Source organism: Cupriavidus sp. P-10, assembly GCF_003402535.2.
GTDB lineage: Bacteria > Pseudomonadota > Gammaproteobacteria > Burkholderiales > Burkholderiaceae > Cupriavidus.
The window spans coordinates 3,133,717-3,152,001 of the sequence record NZ_AP025170.1 but is presented as its reverse complement, the minus strand read 5'-3'; the positions used below and the strand labels follow the sequence as shown (position 1 = coordinate 3,152,001).

General features: G+C 67.3%; 15 protein-coding genes. 11 read left to right on the top strand and 4 right to left on the bottom strand.

Features of this window, described 5'->3' with window-relative positions:
* Nucleotides 1-31: 31 nt before the first annotated feature.
* Complete coding sequence (gene proB / locus CTP10_RS14495; protein ID WP_116318211.1) at nt 32-1,150, top strand: glutamate 5-kinase; 1,119 nt, start codon at nt 32-34, stop codon at nt 1,148-1,150.
* A 79-nt stretch (nt 1,151-1,229) separates the two neighbouring features.
* Here proB and CTP10_RS14490 read toward each other — a convergent pair whose 3' ends face one another.
* Both CTP10_RS14490 and CTP10_RS14485 read right to left on the bottom strand, forming a co-directional pair.
* The gene (locus tag CTP10_RS14490) at nt 1,230-1,811 is read right to left on the bottom strand and encodes a CNP1-like family protein (RefSeq protein ID WP_116318210.1); all 582 of its coding nucleotides are present in this window, start codon (nt 1,809-1,811) and stop codon (nt 1,230-1,232) included.
* On the bottom strand, nt 1,804-2,466 hold the full coding sequence (locus tag CTP10_RS14485) for an RNA pyrophosphohydrolase (protein ID WP_116318209.1): 663 nt from the start codon (nt 2,464-2,466) through the stop codon (nt 1,804-1,806). Before CTP10_RS14485 ends, CTP10_RS14490 begins: the two co-directional genes overlap by 8 nt.
* Before the next feature lie 182 nt (nt 2,467-2,648).
* Here CTP10_RS14485 and CTP10_RS14480 point away from each other — a divergent pair, with 182 nt between their 5' ends.
* The 4 genes from CTP10_RS14480 to CTP10_RS14465 all read left to right on the top strand — a co-directional run bounded on the left by CTP10_RS14480 (nt 2,649) and on the right by CTP10_RS14465 (nt 6,804).
* Complete coding sequence (locus tag CTP10_RS14480) at nt 2,649-4,370, top strand: proline--tRNA ligase (RefSeq protein ID WP_116318208.1); 1,722 nt, start codon at nt 2,649-2,651, stop codon at nt 4,368-4,370.
* Between the two features lie 5 nt (nt 4,371-4,375).
* A complete protein-coding gene (locus CTP10_RS14475) occupies nt 4,376-5,116 on the top strand; it encodes a lytic transglycosylase domain-containing protein (protein ID WP_116318207.1) in 741 nt (246 codons plus the stop codon).
* A complete protein-coding gene (locus CTP10_RS14470; RefSeq protein ID WP_116318206.1) occupies nt 5,113-6,051 on the top strand; it encodes a 2OG-Fe(II) oxygenase in 939 nt (312 codons plus the stop codon). Before CTP10_RS14475 ends, CTP10_RS14470 begins: the two co-directional genes overlap by 4 nt.
* A gap of 129 nt (nt 6,052-6,180) precedes the next feature.
* On the top strand, nt 6,181-6,804 hold the full coding sequence (locus CTP10_RS14465; protein WP_116318205.1) for a LysE family translocator: 624 nt from the start codon (nt 6,181-6,183) through the stop codon (nt 6,802-6,804).
* A gap of 170 nt (nt 6,805-6,974) precedes the next feature.
* Here the strand turns inward: CTP10_RS14465 and CTP10_RS14460 are convergent, their stop codons facing one another.
* Both CTP10_RS14460 and ffh read right to left on the bottom strand, forming a co-directional pair.
* On the bottom strand, nt 6,975-7,517 hold the full coding sequence (locus tag CTP10_RS14460; RefSeq protein ID WP_116318204.1) for a hypoxanthine-guanine phosphoribosyltransferase: 543 nt from the start codon (nt 7,515-7,517) through the stop codon (nt 6,975-6,977).
* A gap of 51 nt (nt 7,518-7,568) precedes the next feature.
* On the bottom strand, nt 7,569-8,963 hold the full coding sequence (gene ffh, locus CTP10_RS14455; protein ID WP_116318203.1) for a signal recognition particle protein: 1,395 nt from the start codon (nt 8,961-8,963) through the stop codon (nt 7,569-7,571).
* Between the two features lie 130 nt (nt 8,964-9,093).
* Here ffh and CTP10_RS14450 point away from each other — a divergent pair, with 130 nt between their 5' ends.
* From CTP10_RS14450 to CTP10_RS14425, 6 genes are all read left to right on the top strand, one after another.
* On the top strand, nt 9,094-10,056 hold the full coding sequence (locus tag CTP10_RS14450) for a cytochrome C assembly family protein (RefSeq protein ID WP_116318202.1): 963 nt from the start codon (nt 9,094-9,096) through the stop codon (nt 10,054-10,056).
* Between the two features lie 6 nt (nt 10,057-10,062).
* The gene (locus CTP10_RS14445; protein WP_116318201.1) at nt 10,063-10,365 is read left to right on the top strand and encodes a PP0621 family protein; all 303 of its coding nucleotides are present in this window, start codon (nt 10,063-10,065) and stop codon (nt 10,363-10,365) included.
* Nucleotides 10,362-12,491, top strand: a complete 2,130-nt coding sequence (locus CTP10_RS14440; RefSeq protein WP_116318200.1) for a sensor histidine kinase — start codon at nt 10,362-10,364, stop codon at nt 12,489-12,491. Before CTP10_RS14445 ends, CTP10_RS14440 begins: the two co-directional genes overlap by 4 nt.
* A gap of 29 nt (nt 12,492-12,520) precedes the next feature.
* Complete coding sequence (locus CTP10_RS14435; protein WP_116318199.1) at nt 12,521-14,176, top strand: sigma-54-dependent transcriptional regulator; 1,656 nt, start codon at nt 12,521-12,523, stop codon at nt 14,174-14,176.
* A complete protein-coding gene (ampD, locus tag CTP10_RS14430; protein ID WP_116318198.1) occupies nt 14,173-14,793 on the top strand; it encodes a 1,6-anhydro-N-acetylmuramyl-L-alanine amidase AmpD in 621 nt (206 codons plus the stop codon). The genes CTP10_RS14435 and ampD overlap by 4 nt, the downstream gene beginning before the upstream one ends.
* Nucleotides 14,794-15,309: 516 nt before the next feature.
* Entirely contained in the window at nt 15,310-18,249 is a 2,940-nt protein-coding gene (locus CTP10_RS14425; protein ID WP_116318197.1) for a ribonucleoside-diphosphate reductase subunit alpha, read from the top strand.
* Nucleotides 18,250-18,285 lie beyond the last annotated feature (36 nt).

Genomic DNA, 18,285 nt, shown 5'->3' with positions numbered 1-18,285 from the left:
CTGAAACGAATTCCGGAGACAGGATTCCGCCATGCAATCGGTCATCGCGCAGGCAAAGCGCATCGTCGTCAAAGTCGGCTCCAGCCTGGTCACCAACGATGGCAAGGGACTGGATTACGACGCCATCGCCCGCTGGGCATCGCAGATCGCCAGGCTGCGCGTGGCGGGCAAGGAAGTGGTGCTGGTCAGCTCCGGCGCCATCGCCGAAGGCATGCAGCGCCTGGGCTGGGTGCGCCGGCCGAAGGAAATCCACGAGTTGCAGGCGGCTGCGGCCGTCGGCCAGATGGGCCTGGCGCAGGTCTACGAGAGCCAGTTCACGCGCTACGGCATCCGCACCGCGCAAGTGCTGCTGACCCACGCCGACCTGGCCGACCGCGAGCGCTACCTGAACGCGCGTTCCACGCTGCTGACGCTGCTGTCGCTCGGCGTGGTGCCGATCATCAACGAGAACGACACCGTGGTCACCGACGAAATCAAGTTCGGCGACAACGACACGCTCGGCGCACTGGTGACGAACCTGATCGAGGGCGACGCGCTGGTGATCCTGACCGACCAGCGCGGCCTGTACACCGCCGATCCGCGCAAGAACCCGGCGGCTCAGTTCGTCGACGAGGCCATGGCCGGTACGCCCGAGCTGGAAGCGATGGCCGGCGGCGCTGGCACGTCGATCGGGCGCGGCGGCATGCTGACCAAGATCCTGGCGGCCAAGCGCGCCGCCAAGTCCGGCGCGCACACCACCATCGCCTCCGGGCGCGAGGCCAACGTGCTGGAGCGCCTGGCAGCGGGCGAGGGCATCGGCACCCAGCTGCTGGCGCCGACTGGCCGCCTGACCGCGCGCAAGCAATGGATGGCCGACCACCTGCAGCTGCGCGGGCGCGTGGTGATCGACAACGGCGCGGTCGAAAAGCTGACCGGCGGCGGCAAGTCGCTGCTGCCGATCGGCGTGGTGGAAGTGCAGGGCGAATTCGCCCGCGGCGAGGTGATCGCCTGCGTCGACCCGAAGGGCAAGGAAGTGGCGCGCGGCATCACCAACTATTCCAGCGCGGAAGCGCGACTGATCGCGCGCAAGCCTTCGTCCGAGATCGAATCGGTGCTCGGCCACCTGAACGAGCCCGAGCTGATCCACCGCGACAACCTCGTGCTGGTCTGATCGGCTACGGGAACGGCCAAAGAAAAACGGCGGAACTGCCAGGCAGTCCCGCCGTTTTTTTATCCCGATGCCGCCCGCTTCAGCGCCGGCTGGGCGCCCGCGATTGCAGTTCGCGCACCATGTCTTCCGGCTTGCCGGCCACCGTGCGGCCTTCGCAGAAGAACTCGATGGCCAGCGTGGCCGCATAGGCGTTGCGCACGCCGGCTTCCATGCGGTGCCAGGTCTCGCCGTAGCCGCTGGTGTTGGGCACCCACTCGGTGGCCCCCTTGGGCAGCGTGGCGTAGAGCTTGCGCTCGAAGGCATCGCAGCGCATGCCTTCGAAAGTCACGTTGCGGGCGCCGCTCTGGCTGGTGGTGACCACGGTGTAGCGCACCACGTTGTCCTTGCCGACCGAGACCGACTTGCTGTCCACAGCAAACGACAACGTTCCGGTGCCGGATACCGAGAACGGCACCAGGTTGGCATCCTGCGGCGGCGCCGGCAGCATCGCCTTGGCTTCCTCGAAGGTCTTGGGCGCGAAGGGATTGAGCCAGGTACTTTCTTCTTCCGCCATTTCCTTGCCGGTGGTCTTGCAGCCCGCCAGCGCCAGCGTGGCGGCGGCAAGCAGCAATCCGGCAGCGGTCAGGCCGCCGCGGCGGCCCGGGCCGGTGCAACTAGTCATCAGTACTCCGTGAGTTGGTAACCGGCGCAGCCGGCGAAACAGTCTCTTGCGCTGCCGCGTTGCCGACTTCGGCACCGGCAGTATTTGCCGGCTGGCCGGCGACCACGGGTGGAATGCCGCGATGTACGCCGCCATGGCGGCCGTGCGCATGCGTGCCATAGGGGCTGAGCGGCACGCGCGGATGCCGGTTCAGGAAGCGCGACAACTCCGTCAGCGCCATCTGGTAGACATCGCGCTTGAACTCGATCACCGCATCCAGCGGCACCCAGTAGTGGCTCCAGCGCCAGGCGTCGAACTCCGGATGGTCGGTTGCCCGAAGATGAATGTCGCAGTCCCTGCCCGCCATGCGGAGCAGGAACCAGATTTGTTTCTGGCCCCTGTAATGGCCGCGGATTTCGCGGCGGATGAACTTGTCCGGCACCTCGTAACGCAGCCAGTCGCGTGTGCGACCTACGATCCTGACGTGCTCCGGAAGCAGGCCGGTTTCCTCATGCAGTTCGCGGTACATGGCCTGTTCCGGCGTCTCGCCGTACTTGATGCCACCCTGCGGAAACTGCCAGGAGTGTTCGCCGATTCGCTTGCCCCAGAAAACCTCGTTGCGTGCGTTGAGGAGGATGATGCCGACGTTCGGGCGAAAGCCTTCACGATCGAGCATGACTGCACCTCGAATCCTTTAGAATTACGCTGATTATAAAGGAAGCGCGCAGCTGGGCTCTTGTGGGGGGATGGTGGTTTTCCCCGAGCAGAAGGGCAGTTTCAGGCGCGTGCGCGACAAATCAGTGCCGCCGCTCCCGGAATTGGCCGGGCCGGCGTTGCGGCCTCGAGAGAAAGCTACGGATGAAAGCCTCGCAATTCTTCATTTCCACCCTCAAGGAAGCGCCCGCCGACGCGGAAATCGTGTCGCACAAACTGATGATGCGCGCCGGCATGATCAAGAAGCTGGGCGCAGGCATCTACAGCTACATGCCGATCGGGCTGCGCGTGATCCGCAAGGTAGAGAACATTGTGCGCGAGGAAATGAACCGCGCCGGCGCGGTGGAGCTGGCCATGCCGGTGATCCAGCCGGCCGAGCTGTGGCAGGAGACCGGCCGCTGGGACAAGATGGGCCCCGAACTGCTGCGCCTGAAGGATCGCCACGAACGCGACTTCGCCGTGCAGCCCACCTCGGAAGAGGTGGTGACCGACATCGCCCGCAGCGAGATCCGCAGCTACAAGCAGCTGCCGCTCAATTTCTACCAGATCCAGACCAAGTTCCGCGACGAGCGCCGGCCGCGCTTCGGCATCATGCGCGGGCGCGAGTTCACCATGAAGGACGCCTACTCCTTCGACCGCGACACCGACGGCCTGCGCAAGTCGTACGAGAACATGTACGACGCCTATGTGCGCATCTTCCGCCGCTTCGGGCTGGAATTCCGCGCCGTGGCCGCCGACAACGGCGCCATCGGCGGCTCGGGCTCGCATGAATTCCACGTGATCGCCGACACCGGCGAAGACGCCATCGTCTACTGCCCGACCTCGGACTACGCCGCCAACATGGAGGCCGCCGAGGCGCTGCCGCTGGTGGCCGAGCGCGCCGCACCGAAGGAAGACCTGGTCAAGACCTTCACGCCTGAGAAGGTCAAGTGCGAGCAGGTGGCGGAATTCCTGAACATTCCGCTGGAGCGCAACGTCAAGTCGATCGTGCTGGCCACGGACACTGAAGCCGGCGCCCAGATCTGGCTGCTGCTGATCCGCGCCGACCATGAGCTGAACGAGGTCAAGGCGTCCAAGGTGCCGGGGCTGGCCGAGTTCCGCTTTGCCACCGAGAACGAGATCGTCGACGCCTTCGGCTCGCCCCCGGGCTACCTCGGTCCGATCGACATGAAGAAGCCGGTCAAGGTGGTGGCCGACCGCACCGTCGCCAACATGAGCGACTTTGTCTGCGGCGCCAACTACCGCGACTACCACTTCACCGGCGTCAACTGGGGCCGCGACCTGCCCGAGCCGATCGTCGCCGACCTGCGCAACGTGGTCGCGGGCGATGCCTCGCCGGACGGCCAGGGCAAGCTGGAAATCTGCCGCGGCATCGAGGTGGGCCACGTGTTCATGCTGGGAACGCGTTACTCGGAATCAATGAACGCCACCTTCCTGGACGAGAACGGCAAGACCCAGCCGATGCAGATGGGCTGCTACGGCATTGGCGTCACCCGCATCCTGGGCGCCGCGATCGAGCAGAATTTCGACGAGCGCGGCATCATCTGGCCGGCCGCGATCGCGCCGTTCGAGGTGGTGATCTGCCCGGTGGGCTACGACCGCTCCGAAGCCGTGAAGGCCGAGGCCGACCGCATCCACGCCGAACTGCTGGCCGCCGGCGTTGACGTCATCATCGACAACCGCGGCGAGCGCCCGGGCGTGATGTTCGCCGACTGGGAACTGATCGGCGTGCCGCACCGCGTGGTGGTGGGCGACCGCGGCCTGAAGGAAGGCAAGGTCGAGTACCAGGCCCGGCGTGACGCACAGGCCACCCCCGTCAGTGTGGCCGACGTGGTCAGCCACGTGCGCAGCCAGCTGGCGAACTGAGCCCGATGCGCGCCGCACGCGCACTGCCCGCCGCCCGCCGCCTTGCCGGCGGGTTGCTGCTGGCGCTGGCCGCGGCGGCCGCGCATGCCGGCGCGCAGAAGGAAGAAGACCTGGCCGATTCCGTGCGCGGCGCGCTGGCCGCCGCGATTGCCGACGACCGGCCCACGCGGCCGGTCTTTGCTTCCGGCGGCGAGCGCCTGGCTTACCTGAAATGGCTGGGCGAAATGTCCTCGCGCCTGGCCTCGCGCATCCCTGAGCCGCATATGCGCGTGGAATTGATCGAGACCGCCTACTACGAGGCCAAGCGCGCCGGGCTGGAGCCAGCGCTGGTGCTGGGCCTGGTCCAGGTCGAGAGCAATTTCCGCAAGTACGCGATCAGCTCGGCCGGCGCGCGCGGGCTGATGCAGGTGATGCCGTTCTGGGTCCGCACCATCGGCGACAACGACCCGCGCAAGCTGTTCCATCTGCAGAGCAACCTGCGCTACGGCTGCACCATCCTGCGCCACTACCTGGACCGTGAGCAGGGCGATCTGTATCTGGCGCTGGGCCGCTACAACGGCAGCCGCGGCCGCCCCGAATATCCCAATGCGGTACTGGCGGCGTGGAAGCGCTGGCAGTATTCCGAAGCTTCCGTCACTGTCGCAGGCGAACCGGAGAATGCGCCGGCGCGCGCCCCCCGTGCGCTGCCCTCCGATCCACCGGAGCGCAATCCTTTTTCGCCGCGCCGCGTCGCCAACCCGTCATGATCCGCGAAGCAGCCGCTGCCGGCGGCAAGGCCGGCAAGACCGGCTATACCGAATCCTCGCCCGAGCTGGAGCAATGGCTGGCGCGGCATATCGCGCAGGGCTTCGGCGCCGATGCGCTGGTGCTGTCGATGCTGCGTTCGGGCTATGACGACGCCTTTGCCCGCCGGGCCGTGGCGGCGGCGTTCGGTGGCGACATCGCGCCGGCCAACCCGGACAAGCAGGCGCCGGCACGCGCTGCGGCCCCGCAGGCCAAGCCCGTGGCAAGCGCCGCGTCCGGCCCCGCTGCACGCCCGACGGCTTACGTGGCCGACGGCGGCGATCGCCAGGTGCCGATCCTGTTCCGGCTCGCCTCGCCCCAGATCCGGCTGTACCAGCAATTGCTGAGCGCCGACGAATGCGACGCGCTGGTGGCGCTGTCGCGCGGCCGGCTGGCACGCTCGCCGGTGGTCAATCCCGACACCGGCGACGAGAACCTGATCGACGCCCGCACCAGCATGGGCGCCATGTTCCAGGTGGGCGAGCATGCGCTGATCGAACGTATCGAGGCGCGCATCGCGGCGGTCACCGGCGTGCCTGCCGAGCACGGCGAAGGCCTGCAGATCCTCAACTACAAGCCCGGCGGCGAATACCAGCCGCACTTCGACTACTTCAACCCGCAGCGGCCGGGCGAGGCCCGCCAGCTGACCGTAGGCGGCCAGCGTATCGCCACGCTTGTGATCTACCTGAACACGCCCGAGGCTGGCGGCGCCACTGCGTTCCCGCGCGTCGGGCTGGAAGTGGCGCCGGTAAAGGGCAACGCGGTCTACTTCAGCTACCTGCTGCCCGACGGCGCACTGGACGGGCGCACGCTGCACGCCGGCCTGCCGGTCGCGGAAGGCGAAAAGTGGATTGCGACCAAGTGGCTGCGCGAGCGGCCGTATCGCAGCGAGGCATGACCGCGTCGATCGGGACCTTGCCGGTGGAATGCCCAGCCGATCCTGTATTGGCAATTTGCTGAAAAAGTGTACCGGTACTGTACCGCTGACTGACCGTAGACTGATTCCCTGAACGCCCTGGAGTCAGTCATGGAAGTATCCCAACTCGCCGCCGGCACCGGTGTCTTTGCCGCTTTTGCCGGCTTTGCGCTGGTATCGTCGATCACCCCCGGTCCGAATAACACGATGCTGCTGGCTTCCGGCGTGAACTTCGGGTTCTTGCGCACGGTGCCGCACCTGCTCGGCGTCAGCATTGGCTTTGCGCTGATGGTGGCGCTGGTCGGGCTGGGGCTGGGGTCGCTGTTCCACGCCTTCCCGTGGACCTGGCAGATGCTGCGCGTGGTGGCCACTGTCTACCTGGTCTGGCTGGCATGGAAGCTCGCCACGGCTGGCGGCGTGCAGGACCAGCAGGTGGCACGGCCGATGGGCTTCTGGGCCGCGGCGGCGTTCCAGTGGGTCAATCCCAAGGCGTGGGTGATGGCCGTGGGCGCGTGCAGCACCTATGTGCTGCACGGCAACCTGTGGCTCAACGTGCTGCTGCTGGCCGGGATCTTCGGGGTGGTGAACCTGCCCAGCGTGGCGATGTGGGCGTTGTGTGGCTCGGCGCTGCGGCGCTGGCTGGCGCGGCCGAAGGTGCTGCGGGCGTTCAATATCGGGATGGCGGTGTTGTTGCTGGCTTCCCTGTGGCCGATCCTGGCGTCGCACCAAAGCTGACCGATGGCTTTGCTCCCCTCGCCCGCTTGCGGCCCGCTTGCGGGAGAGGGGCAGGGGGAGAGGGCGGGATTCTCCACGAAGCGAGGGCCGTCGCTCTTGCAAGCGCCGGCCCTCTCCCCCAACCCCTCTCCCGCGCGCGGGAGAGGGGAGCAATCGTCAGTGCAGCAAGATCAGATCATCGCCCGAATCGCGCCCAGGTTCCGCCAGTATCCCTTGGCATCCATCCCGCACCCGAACACATAGCGATCCGGCACGGTAAAACCACAGAAGTCCGGGTGCATCGGCTTGAGCTTGGTCAGCGTCTTCTCGCACAGCACCGCGGCGTGGAATTCCCTGGCGCCCATGTCCATGATGCGCTGCCGGATTGCGGCCATGGTTTCGCCTTCATCCAGGATGTCGTCCAGCACCAGCACCACGCGGTCCTTGACCGATTCGCGCGGGGCCACGCGCCACTGCATCTCGCCGCCAACGGTCTTGTTGTTGTAGCGCGAGAGGTGGATGTAGTCGAACTCCAGCGGGAACGCCAGCTTGGGCAGCAGCATGCCGGTGAACACCACCGCGCCGCCCATCACGGACAGCACCAGCGGGAAGGCATCGCCCATCTTGGCGGTGATCTCGGCGGCCATGCGGTCCAGCGATGCCTGGACTTCCTCGGCCGAGACGATTTCTTCGGAGTTGGCCCACAGTTCGCGGGCCTGTACGGCGCTCATCATGATGTCTTTCCTGTTCTTTGCGGGGTAGGCGGATCGCAGTGCAGCCCGGGCTCAACGATTGAAGAGGCCCTTCATGCCGCCCTTCATCGCGCCCATCTGGCGCATCATCTTCATCATGCCGCCGCCCTTGAGCTTTTTCATCATGGATTGCATCTGGTCGAACTGGTTCAGCAGGCGGTTGACCTCCTGTACCGGCACGCCGGCGCCCGCGGCAATGCGGCGCTTGCGGCTGGCCTTGATCAGGTCGGGCTTGGCGCGCTCGGCCGGCGTCATGCTGTTGATGATGCCTTCCATGCGGGCCACCTGTTTCTCGGCCTGGTCCATGTTGGCGCCCTGCGCCTGCTGGGCGAACTGCGCCGGCAGCTTGTCGACCAGGCTGGCCATGCCGCCCATCTTCTTCATCTGGCCGATCTGCGCCTTGAAGTCTTCCAGGTCGAAATCGCCGGTCTTCTTGATCTTCTTGGCCAGCTTCTCGGCCGCTTCCATGTCGACACCGCGCTGGGCTTCCTCGACCAGCGCCATGATGTCGCCCATGCCCAGGATGCGCTGGGCCATGCGGTCCGGGTAGAACGGCTCCAGCCCGTCCAGCTTTTCGCCGACGCCGACGAACTTGATCGGGCGGCCGGTGATATGGCGCACCGACAGCGCGGCACCGCCGCGCGCATCGCCGTCCAGCTTGGTCAGCACCACGCCGGTCAGCGGCAGGGTATCGTTGAAGGCCTTGGCGGTATTGACCGCGTCCTGGCCGAGCATGGCGTCGACCACGAACAGGGTCTCGGCCGGCTTCAGCTCGGCGTGCAGGGCGGCGATTTCCTGCATCATCAACTCGTCGATACCCAGACGGCCGGCCGTATCGACGATCAGCACGTCGTGGTAGTGCTTGCGCGCCCAGTCCACCGCCGCGCGGGCGATATCGACCGGCTTCTGGTCCGGCTGCGACGGGAAGAAATCAGCGCCGACCTGCTCGGAAACGGTCTTCAGCTGGGCGATAGCGGCGGGGCGGTAGACGTCGCAAGAGACCGTCAGCACCTTCTTCTTCTTGTTTTCCTTGAGCCACTTGGCCAGCTTGCCGACGGTTGTGGTCTTGCCGGCACCTTGCAGGCCGGCCATCAGGATGATGGCGGGTGGCTGCACGGCCAGGTTCAGCTCGGCTTCCTTATTGTTGCCGCCGGCGGCCTCGGCGCCGCCGATGACCGAGGTCAGCTCGCGCTGGACCACGCCGACCAGCGCCTGGCCCGGCGTCAGGCTGGTGATCACATCCTCGCCCAGCGCCTTTTCCTTGACGCGGGCGATGAATTCGCGCACGACCGGCAGCGCCACGTCGGCTTCGAGCATGGCAAGGCGCACTTCGCGCAGCATCTCGGCGGTGTTGGCCTCGGTCAGGCGCGCCTCGCCGCGCATGGTCTTGACCACACGCGCCAGGCGTTGAGTGAGATTGTCCAGCATGGCAGGAATCGGGGGAGATATCGGAGCAGGAGCTCGGTCTGAAATCGGGGCAGGCCCGTGCCTGTTGCAGGGCTGGAGCACCGGTTCAACCGGCCGCCACCGTCCGTGGGCACTAAGGTAAACTGCGCAAATGGTCATTGTACTGTATGCCCTGACGGCACTTCTCTATTGCGGCCTGGCCTGGCACGGCTGGGCCACGCGCCATGCCGGCGTTGCCTCCACTGCCGCCAAGGCCGGCCCAGCCGGTGGCGCGGCCTCGGCCGTGCTGGTCGCCGGCGGCCCCGGCAACGCCCTGCCACCGGCGGGCGGCGCGCACGGCGAGGGCCGGCCCGCGTGGTGGCACGTGCTGATGCTGGCGGCGCTGGCCAGCCACGGCATGCTGCTGCACGAAACCATCTTCCCGGCCGAGCGCATGGTGTTCGGCTTTGCCTTCGCGCTGTCGGCCATGCTGTGGCTGGGCGTGGGCATCTACTGGATCGAGAGCTTCTTCTTCTCGCTGGCCGGGCTGGGGCTGATCGTGATCCCCGTCGCGCTGGTCGCCAGCCTGATGCCGCTGGCCTTCCCCGGCTCGCAGATCCTGGGCTATGCGGCGCAGCCGCTGTTCAAGCTGCACTTCGTCATCGCCAACGTGGCGTACGGGCTGTTCACACTGGCGGCGTTCCATGCCTTCCTGATGCTGCTGGCCGAGCGCCGGCTGCACGGTTTCCGCCACGCGCCGGCGCGCCCGGCCGATGGCAAGGCCACGCAACCCAGCCAGTGGCTGGGCCGCTGGCTGGATTTGCTGCCGCCGCTGCTGACGCTGGAGAAGCTGCTGTTCCGCCTGATCGGCGCCGGCTTCGTGCTGCTGACGCTGACGATCGGCTCGGGCCTGCTGTTCTCCGAAGAGCTGTTCGGCCGCGCCTTCCGGATGGACCACAAGACCGTGTTCGCGCTGATCTCGTGGGCCATGTTCGGCGGCATCCTGGCCGGGCGCATCTTCCGCGGCTGGCGCGGCAAGGTGGCGCTGCGCTGGGTCATCGCCTCGTTCGGCATCCTGCTGCTGGCCTATGTCGGCAGCCGCTTTGTGATTGAAGTGGTCCTGCACCGTCTCTGAGACCCCATGGCACGTATCCTGATCCTGCTGGCCGTGGTGCTGGGCGTCTTCTGGTGGCTGCGCGCCCGCGCCGAAGCGCGGCTGGCGCAGCAACGGGCCCGGCAGCAAGCCAGCGAAGCCGCAGCCCGCGCCAACGCCAATGCCAATGCCGGCCAGCCCGCCGACGCCGAACCGATGGTCCAGTGCGCCCAGTGCGGCGTACACCTGCCGATGGGTGACGCCATCGCCTGGCGCGGCTTGCACTACTGCCGCCGCAGCCACCTGCCTGACGAGGCCAGCCACACCGACGACGGCGGCGCGCGTCCATGACCGAACCGGCGCTGTCAGGCTGGCAGCGGCTGAACGCCTGGCGCGGCCTGGCCCACCTGTGGCGCCAGGACGAACCGCCCGAATTCCACTGGCGCCTGCTGCGCTATTTCTGCTGGACCCGCGTGGCCGTGGGCCTGCTGCTGCTCGGCTACGCGCTGATGCGGCGCGGCGAACCTGCCCCCACGTCATTGCCGCCTTCGCTGCTGCCGGATCTGTCCTTCGGGTTGGCCGGCATCGAGCATGCGGCGGCCATGACCGTCGCCGTGCCTTACCTCGGCATTGCGCTGGCGATGCTCGCCGGCACGCTGTGGCGCCGCCATTTCCACCTGCGGGTGCGCGTGCAGGTGCTGGCCGACCTGGCGTTGCTGGCGCTGGTCTTCCACGCCATCGGCCACCCCGCCAGCCAGGGCCAGGCCGACGGGCTCGCCATGATCTTCCTGCTGCCCGCCCTCCAAGCTGGCGCGCTCACCAGCCTGCCGTTCGCGCTCTTTGCCGCGTCGATCTCCGCGCTGGTGGTGATGGGTGGCCCTTTCATGCACACCATCCTGCTGCGCCAGGCCGATGCCGGGCTGCTCGGCTCGGGCCTGTTCGGCCTGGTGTTTATGATCGCGGCGCTGCTGATGTATATGCTGGCCAACCGCCAGATCGCGCAGGAGCGGCTGGCGCTGGCGCGCGAGCAGGAATTGCGCATGCAGCAGCTGGTCAACCGGCTGATGGTCAATGACATGCAGGATGGCGTGATGCTGGTGCGCGCCAACGGCTCGGTGGTGGCGGCCAACCCGGCGGCGGTGGTGCTGCTGGGCGTGCAGGCGCATGAGCGGATCTATTCGCGCCGGCTTGGGGCGTCGGCGGAGCAGGGCAGCGGCGGCGGCAGCGATGCCGTGCTGTTCGACCTGCGCCGCATCCCGCGCCTGCAGCCGCTGATGGAAATGCTGCGCGACTGGCTGCGCAGGAATGACGACGTGCCGCGCATCCTGCAACTGCTGCCGATGGCGACCGGCGCCGCGCTGGCCGACGGCACCATGCAGCACACCCGGCTGCGGCTGCGCTTTGTGCTGCCGGGGCTGGCGGGTTTGCGCTCGACGCTGGCGCACGGGCGCACGGTGCCGTCGCAACTCGATACCGCCGCCTGGAACGAGCTCTCGCCCGAGGCCGCCGCCCGCCTGCGCCTGGCGATCGCGCAGAACGAGGCCATGGCCTGGTCGCAGGAAGACGAAGCCCTGCTGCGCAGCGAGATGCGCGATACCGTGCTGGTCCATATTGAAAGCTGGGAACGCATCGCGGAACAGGTGCAGCAGGAAAAGCTGGCCGCGATGGGCCGCCTGGTGGCCAGCATCGCACACCAGATCCGCAACCCGCTGGCGGCCATCAGCCAGGCCAGCGAGCTGCTGGCCGACTCCGCGCGGCAGGAGCCTGTTGCCACGGAGCGGTCAGATAACACCGGCGGCGCCGACGTCGATATCGACGCCCGCCTGCTGCGCATCATCAACGACAACGTGCGCCGGCTCGACCAGGTGGTGTCCGACGTGCTGCAGATGTCGCGCCGTCCGCGCACCGGCCGCAGCACCGTGCACCTGGCGCAGGCGCTGCCCGAGATCGTCGAGCGCTGGCGCCTGGAAATGCGTTCGCGCCGCCCGCGCGCCGGCGAGACCCGCCCGGCCGGCCGCGCCGACGTCAATGCCAACGCCATCCGCCTGACCGTGGACGTGGCCCAGCCAGTGGTGTTCGACGCCGCACAGCTGCAACAGGTGCTGGGCAACCTGCTCGACAATGCCTGGCGCTACTGCAGCCGGCTGCCCGGCTCGATCCGGCTGCTGGCGCACGCGCTGGACCAGCACCACGCCGAGCTGATCGTCTGGAACGACGGCGCCGAGGTCTCGCGCGAGCACCAGCGCAGCCTGTTCGAACCTTTCTTCACCAGCAACGCGCAGGGCACCGGCCTCGGCCTGTTCATGGCGCGCGAGCTGTGCGGCGCCAACGACGCGCAGGTGCGCTACGGCGCCGTTTCGGTACCGGCGCTGGTGGAGCGCACCGGCGTGCTGGCAGCGGCCGCGCGCGATACACTGCCGGCCAAGGCCTTCGTGCTGACGCTGCGCATCGAGACCGCCGACGCGGCCGTCGCATGAGCGGCGTCCGTCCATCCACACCCACCGCCATGCCATCCCGAACGCCCGATCCCATCCTCGTCATCGACGACGAGGCCGACCTGCGCGAGTTGCTCGACATCTCCATCCGGCGCATGGGCCATGACGTGGTGCTGGCCGGATCGCTGGCCGAGGCGCGGCAGAAGCTGGAGCAGGGCCGCTACAGCCTGGTGCTGACCGACATGCGGCTGGGCGACGGCCTGGGCATCGAGATCGTGCGGCAGCTGTCGGCCGCGCCCGAGCGCATCCCGGTGGCGGTCATCACCGCCTACGGCAGCGCCGACAACGCCGTCGAGGCGCTCAAGGCCGGCGCTTTCGACTACATCGCCAAGCCGGTCTCGCTGGAGCAGCTGCGCAGCCTGGTGCTCAACGCGCTCGGCCGCCAGCAGCGCGACAGCACCGAAGCCGATGCCGGCGGCAGCGCCGGCGCGGACGCCGCCGCCGACCGTGCCGCGGCCTTGCTGCCCGGCCACTCCGCCGCCATGCAGGAGGTGCGCCGCTCGCTGTCGCGGCTGGCGCGCAGCATGGCGCCGGTGGTCATCAGCGGCGAATCCGGCAGCGGCAAGGAGCGCGCCGCGCGCGCCATCCACGCAATCAGCGCGCGCGCCTCGCACCCGTTTATCGCGGTCAACTGCGGCGCCATCCCTGAGACGCTGATGGAGTCGGAGTTCTTCGGCCACGTCAAAGGCGCCTTCACCGGCGCCGACGGCGAGCGCGGCGGCTTCTTTCACGCCGCCAACGGCGGCACGCTGCTGCTCGACGAGGTGGCCGACCTGCCGCTGGCGATGCAGGTCAAGCTGCTGCGCGCGCTGCAGGAGCGTCGCGTGCGCAAGATCGGCGCCAGCCGTGAAGACGCCGTCGACGTGCGCGTGATGTGCGCCAGCCACAAGGACCTGGCCGCAATGGTCGCCGCCGGCCAGTTCCGCCAGGACTTGTATTACCGCCTGAACGTGCTGGCGCTGCGCATGCCCACGCTGCGCGAGCGCGGCGAAGACATCCCGGTGCTGGCGCGCGCCATCCTGGACCATCTGGCAGTGCGCTACGGCGACCCGCATCCCAAGCGCCTGGCGCCCGCGGCGCTGGAGCAATTGGCCGCGTACCGCTTCCCGGGCAATGTCCGCGAACTGGAGAACCTGCTCGAGCGCGCCTACGCCTTTGCCGAGAGCGATCAGATCGAAGTGGCCGACCTCGGCCCGCTGGATGCCGGCGCGCCCGGCGCCGGGCTGATGGCGCCCGCGCCCACGATGGCGTCCCCGGTGCCTGCGACCCAGTACGCGCCCTGGGGCGCGCCGGGCATGTGGGCGCCGATGCCGCCCGCGGCGGCGCCCACGCCCGCAGTGGTGGCCGAACCCGCTGCCGCACCACAGGCCGCCGCACCGTCCACCGCCCAGCCCGAACCCGCGGGCGACGCCACCGAGCGCGCCTGCCGCGGCATCGTCTTCCCGATCGACCTGACCGCCCGGCTCGAAGCCGTGGAGCGCGAACTGATCCTGCAGGCGCTGGCGCAGACCAATTTCAACCGCACCGCCGCCGCGCCGCTGCTGGGCCTGAACCTGCGCCAGCTGCGCTACCGCATCCAGCAGCTGGGCATCCGCGAAGCCATGGACGCCGCCGACCGCGGCGTGGCAGAGAACGCCGGTGACGGCGCGGGCGAGGGCACGCCATGATCAGGCCGAGCCAGCCCAACCCGCCCGCGCCCTCGCGAGCCTTCCTGCCCGACGCAGACGGCTGGGTGCCCGCCGCCCGCCGCGTGCCATCGCCCAATTTCGACCAGCGCCCGCCCGGCATGCCGGTGGACCTGGTGGTGCTGCACAACATCAGCCTGCCGCCCGGCCAGTTCGGCAGCGGCGACATCGAGGCGTTCTTCCAGAACCGGCTCGACCCGGACAAGCACCCGTTCTTCGCCACCATCCACCAGGTCCAGGTGTCCGCGCACTTCCTGGTGACGCGGCAGGGCGAACTGGTGCAGTTCGTGCCGTGCACGCAGCGCGCCTGGCATGCCGGCCAGTCCGACTTCTTCGGCCGCACGCGCTGCAACGACTTTTCGATCGGCATCGAGATCGAGGGCTGCGACGACCTGCCATTCACCCCCGCCCAGTACGACACCGTGGCCGCGCTGGTGCCGGCTCTGATGGCAACCTATCCGGTGCGGGCGATCGCCGGCCACAGCGACATCGCCCCGGGACGCAAGACCGATCCCGGCCCGCATTTCGACTGGGACCGCTTCGCCGCCGGTGCAGCCGTGCCGCCAGGCATGTTGCCCTATCGGCATACCACAGGGTGATGAATTCGTAACGTCGTTCCCAGTGGTCGTGCGCCCCTTTTTGGGCACACATACCCCAAGCGGGTAAGGGGCTATCGCATGCTCGCAACAATCAAAAAAATTTTTGTGAAATGTGCAGTTGCGAACGGTTTCTCTGAAACCCTTGTGTGTTCTAGGCTCCCGGGCATGTGGCGCTGCCGCACCCGCCAGCCCGACCGCGGATCGACCCCGAAATAGCGGTTGTCAAGACTGGTCATTCGGATTCGTTTCACTATACTTAGCCCAGTTTTCAGCAGCACCCACTATATCTAGTAGTCAAACCGGGGGCTGGCCCAAGTGTGAGGTGGCGGTTGCACAGTGTGTGCAACCCGTCCGGAAACCTCCGCAAGGCTGGCGAATCACAGAGAGTCCCTGGCGAAATGTTCTCGCAAAGGCAGTTTGTCCGTGCGCGGTCACACCGAAACGGATCCTTCTTTCCGCAGCATTTCGCCAGGGACTCTTTTGTCTCTTATATCCAGGCTAAAAACAGGACTTCACATGCAAACGGCCCAGAACGAACTCACCACGGGTGGCGCCGCCGCCGGCGCTGCCAGCCAGGCATCGAACGCACAGCAGACCTCCAGCGCCGCTTCCACCAGCTACCCGGATCACAAGATCATCCGTCGTAATGGCGCCGTGGTGGCGTTCGAGCCGTCCAAGATCAACGTCGCCATGACCAAGGCCTTCCTCGCCGTCAACGGCGGGCAGGGCGCTGCCAGCGCGCGCGTGCGCGAGATCGTCGAGCAGCTGACCGACAGCGTGGTGCGCGCCCTCGTGCGCAGCCGCCCGAGCGGTGGCGCCATCCATATCGAAGACGTGCAGGACCACGTCGAGCTGGCCCTGATGCGCTCGGGCGAGCATGAAGTGGCCCGTGCCTACGTGCTGTACCGCGAGAAGCGCGCCCAGGAGCGTGCCAGCGCCAGCGCCCAGGCCGTGGCCCGCGTGCAGGAAGGCGGCTTCTCGGTCAACGTGACCGATGCCGGCGTGACCAAGCCGCTGGACATTGGCGCGCTGCATGCACTGATCGACAACGCCTGCTCCGGCCTTGGCGATTCCGTCAGCGCCGAGCCGATCCTGAAGGAAACGCTGAAGAACCTGTACGAAGGCGTGCCGATGACGCAGGTGTACGACTCCGCCATCCTGGCCGCGCGTACCTTGATCGAAAAGGACCCGGCCTACAGCCAGGTCACCGCCCGTATCCTGCTGCACACCATCCGCAAGGAAATCCTGGGCGCCGAAGTGACCCAGACGGAGATGTCGGCCCGCTACGCCGAGTACTTCCCGAAGTTCATCGCCCGCGGCATCGAAGCCGAGCTGCTGGACGAAAAGCTGGCCACCTATGACCTGGCCCGCCTGGGCGCCGCGCTGGACGCCGGCCGCGACTTCCAGTTCAACTACCTGGGCCTGCAGACCCTGTACGACCGCTACTTCCTGCATATCGATGAAGCCCGCATCGAAATGCCGCAGGCCTTCTTCATGCGCGTGGCCATGGGCCTGGCGCTGAACGAGAAGGACCGCGAAGCGCGCGCCATCGAGTTCTACCAGCTGCTGTCGTCGTTCGACTTCATGTCGTCCACGCCGACCCTGTTCAACTCGGGCACCCGCCGCTCGCAGCTGTCGTCGTGCTACCTGACCACCGTGTCGGACGACCTGGAAGGCATCTATGAAGCGCTGAAGGAAAACGCGCTGCTGTCCAAGTTCGCGGGCGGACTGGGCAATGACTGGACCAACGTGCGCGCACTCGGCTCGCACATCAAGGGCACCAACGGCAAGTCGCAAGGCGTGGTCCCGTTCCTGAAGGTAGTGAACGACACCGCTGTCGCCGTGAACCAGGGCGGCAAGCGCAAGGGCGCCGTCTGCGCCTACCTGGAAACGTGGCACCTGGACATCGAAGAATTCCTGGAGCTGCGCAAGAACACGGGCGACGACCGCCGCCGCACCCACGACATGAACACGGCCAACTGGATCCCGGACCTGTTCATGAAGCGCGTGATGGAAGCCGGCGAATGGACGCTGTTCTCGCCCGCCACCTGCCCGGACCTGCACGACAAGGTCGGCAAGGAATTCGAGCGCGCCTACCTGGGCTATGAAGCCAAGGCTGCCAATGGCGAACTGAAGCTGTTCAAAAAGGTTCCGGCGCTGCAACTGTGGCGCAAGATGCTGGGCATGCTGTTCGAAACCGGCCACCCGTGGATCACCTTCAAGGATCCGTGCAACATCCGCAGCCCGCAGCAGCACGTCGGCGTCGTCCACAGCTCCAACCTGTGCACGGAAATCACGCTCAACACCAACGAGAGCGAGATCGCCGTCTGCAACCTGGGCTCGGTCAACCTGGTCGCCCACCTGGCCAGGCAGGCCGACGGCACCTACGCGCTGGATCACGCCAAGCTGCAGAAGACCGTGCGCACCGCGATGCGCATGCTCGACAACGTCATCGACATCAACTACTACGCTGTCGAGAAGGCCCGCAACTCCAACCTGCGCCACCGTCCGGTCGGCATGGGCATCATGGGCTTCCAGGACTGCCTGCACGTGCTGCGCACGCCGTACTCCAGCGACGCCGCGGTGAAGTTCGCCGACACCTCGATGGAAGCCGTGTGCTACTACGCCTACCAGGCCTCCACCGAACTGGCCGAAGAGCGTGGCCGCTACGAGACCTACACCGGCTCGCTGTGGGATCGCGGCATCCTGCCGCAGGACTCGCTCAAGCTGCTGGCCGAAGAGCGCGGCGGCTACCTGGAAGTCGACATGTCCAGCACCATGGACTGGGACAGCCTGCGCGCCCGCATCAAGCAGCACGGCATGCGCAACTCGAACTGCATCGCGATCGCCCCGACCGCGACCATTTCGAACATCATCGGCGTGTCCGCTTGCATCGAGCCGACCTTCCAGAACCTGTACGTCAAATCCAACCTGTCGGGCGAGTTCACCGTGGTCAACGACTACCTGGTGCGCGACCTGAAGGAACGCGGCCTGTGGGACGAGGTGATGGTTGCCGACCTGAAGTACTTCGACGGCTCCCTGTCGCGCATCGACCGCATCCCGCAAGACCTGCGCGACATCTACGCCACGGCGTTTGAAGTCGAGCCGACCTGGCTGGTGGAAGCTGCCAGCCGCCGCCAGAAGTGGATCGACCAGGCCCAGTCGCTGAACATCTACATGGCCGGCGCGTCGGGCAAGAAGCTGGACGACACCTACAAGCTGGCATGGGTGCGCGGCCTGAAGACCACGTACTACCTGCGCACCATGGCTGCCACGCACGTGGAGAAGTCCACCGTGTCGCGCGGTTCGCTGAACGCGGTGTCGTCGGGCAGCGACAGCGGCTCCGGCCTGGACGCCGCAGCTGCATCGGCCCCGGCCATGCCGGAAGCCGAAGGCGCGGTCTGCACGATGCGCCCGGGTGACCCTGGGTTTGAAGAGTGCGAAGCCTGCCAGTAATCAGGCAGTAGAGACTTAACGCAGTAACCAACCACC

Excerpts from the sequence above, each read along its gene's own strand:
- proB (WP_116318211.1), top strand. The coding sequence starts at position 32 with ATGCAATCGGTCATCGCGCAGGCAAAGCGCATCGTCGTCAAAGTCGGC.
- CTP10_RS14490 (WP_116318210.1), bottom strand. The coding sequence starts at position 1,811 with ATGACTAGTTGCACCGGCCCGGGCCGCCGCGGCGGCCTGACCGCTGCC.
- CTP10_RS14485 (WP_116318209.1), bottom strand. The coding sequence starts at position 2,466 with ATGCTCGATCGTGAAGGCTTTCGCCCGAACGTCGGCATCATCCTCCTC.
- CTP10_RS14480 (WP_116318208.1), top strand. The coding sequence starts at position 2,649 with ATGAAAGCCTCGCAATTCTTCATTTCCACCCTCAAGGAAGCGCCCGCC.
- CTP10_RS14475 (WP_116318207.1), top strand. The coding sequence starts at position 4,376 with ATGCGCGCCGCACGCGCACTGCCCGCCGCCCGCCGCCTTGCCGGCGGG.
- CTP10_RS14470 (WP_116318206.1), top strand. The coding sequence starts at position 5,113 with ATGATCCGCGAAGCAGCCGCTGCCGGCGGCAAGGCCGGCAAGACCGGC.
- CTP10_RS14465 (WP_116318205.1), top strand. The coding sequence starts at position 6,181 with ATGGAAGTATCCCAACTCGCCGCCGGCACCGGTGTCTTTGCCGCTTTT.
- CTP10_RS14460 (WP_116318204.1), bottom strand. The coding sequence starts at position 7,517 with ATGATGAGCGCCGTACAGGCCCGCGAACTGTGGGCCAACTCCGAAGAA.
- ffh (WP_116318203.1), bottom strand. The coding sequence starts at position 8,963 with ATGCTGGACAATCTCACTCAACGCCTGGCGCGTGTGGTCAAGACCATG.
- CTP10_RS14450 (WP_116318202.1), top strand. The coding sequence starts at position 9,094 with ATGGTCATTGTACTGTATGCCCTGACGGCACTTCTCTATTGCGGCCTG.
- CTP10_RS14445 (WP_116318201.1), top strand. The coding sequence starts at position 10,063 with ATGGCACGTATCCTGATCCTGCTGGCCGTGGTGCTGGGCGTCTTCTGG.
- CTP10_RS14440 (WP_116318200.1), top strand. The coding sequence starts at position 10,362 with ATGACCGAACCGGCGCTGTCAGGCTGGCAGCGGCTGAACGCCTGGCGC.
- CTP10_RS14435 (WP_116318199.1), top strand. The coding sequence starts at position 12,521 with ATGCCATCCCGAACGCCCGATCCCATCCTCGTCATCGACGACGAGGCC.
- ampD (WP_116318198.1), top strand. The coding sequence starts at position 14,173 with ATGATCAGGCCGAGCCAGCCCAACCCGCCCGCGCCCTCGCGAGCCTTC.
- CTP10_RS14425 (WP_116318197.1), top strand. The coding sequence starts at position 15,310 with ATGCAAACGGCCCAGAACGAACTCACCACGGGTGGCGCCGCCGCCGGC.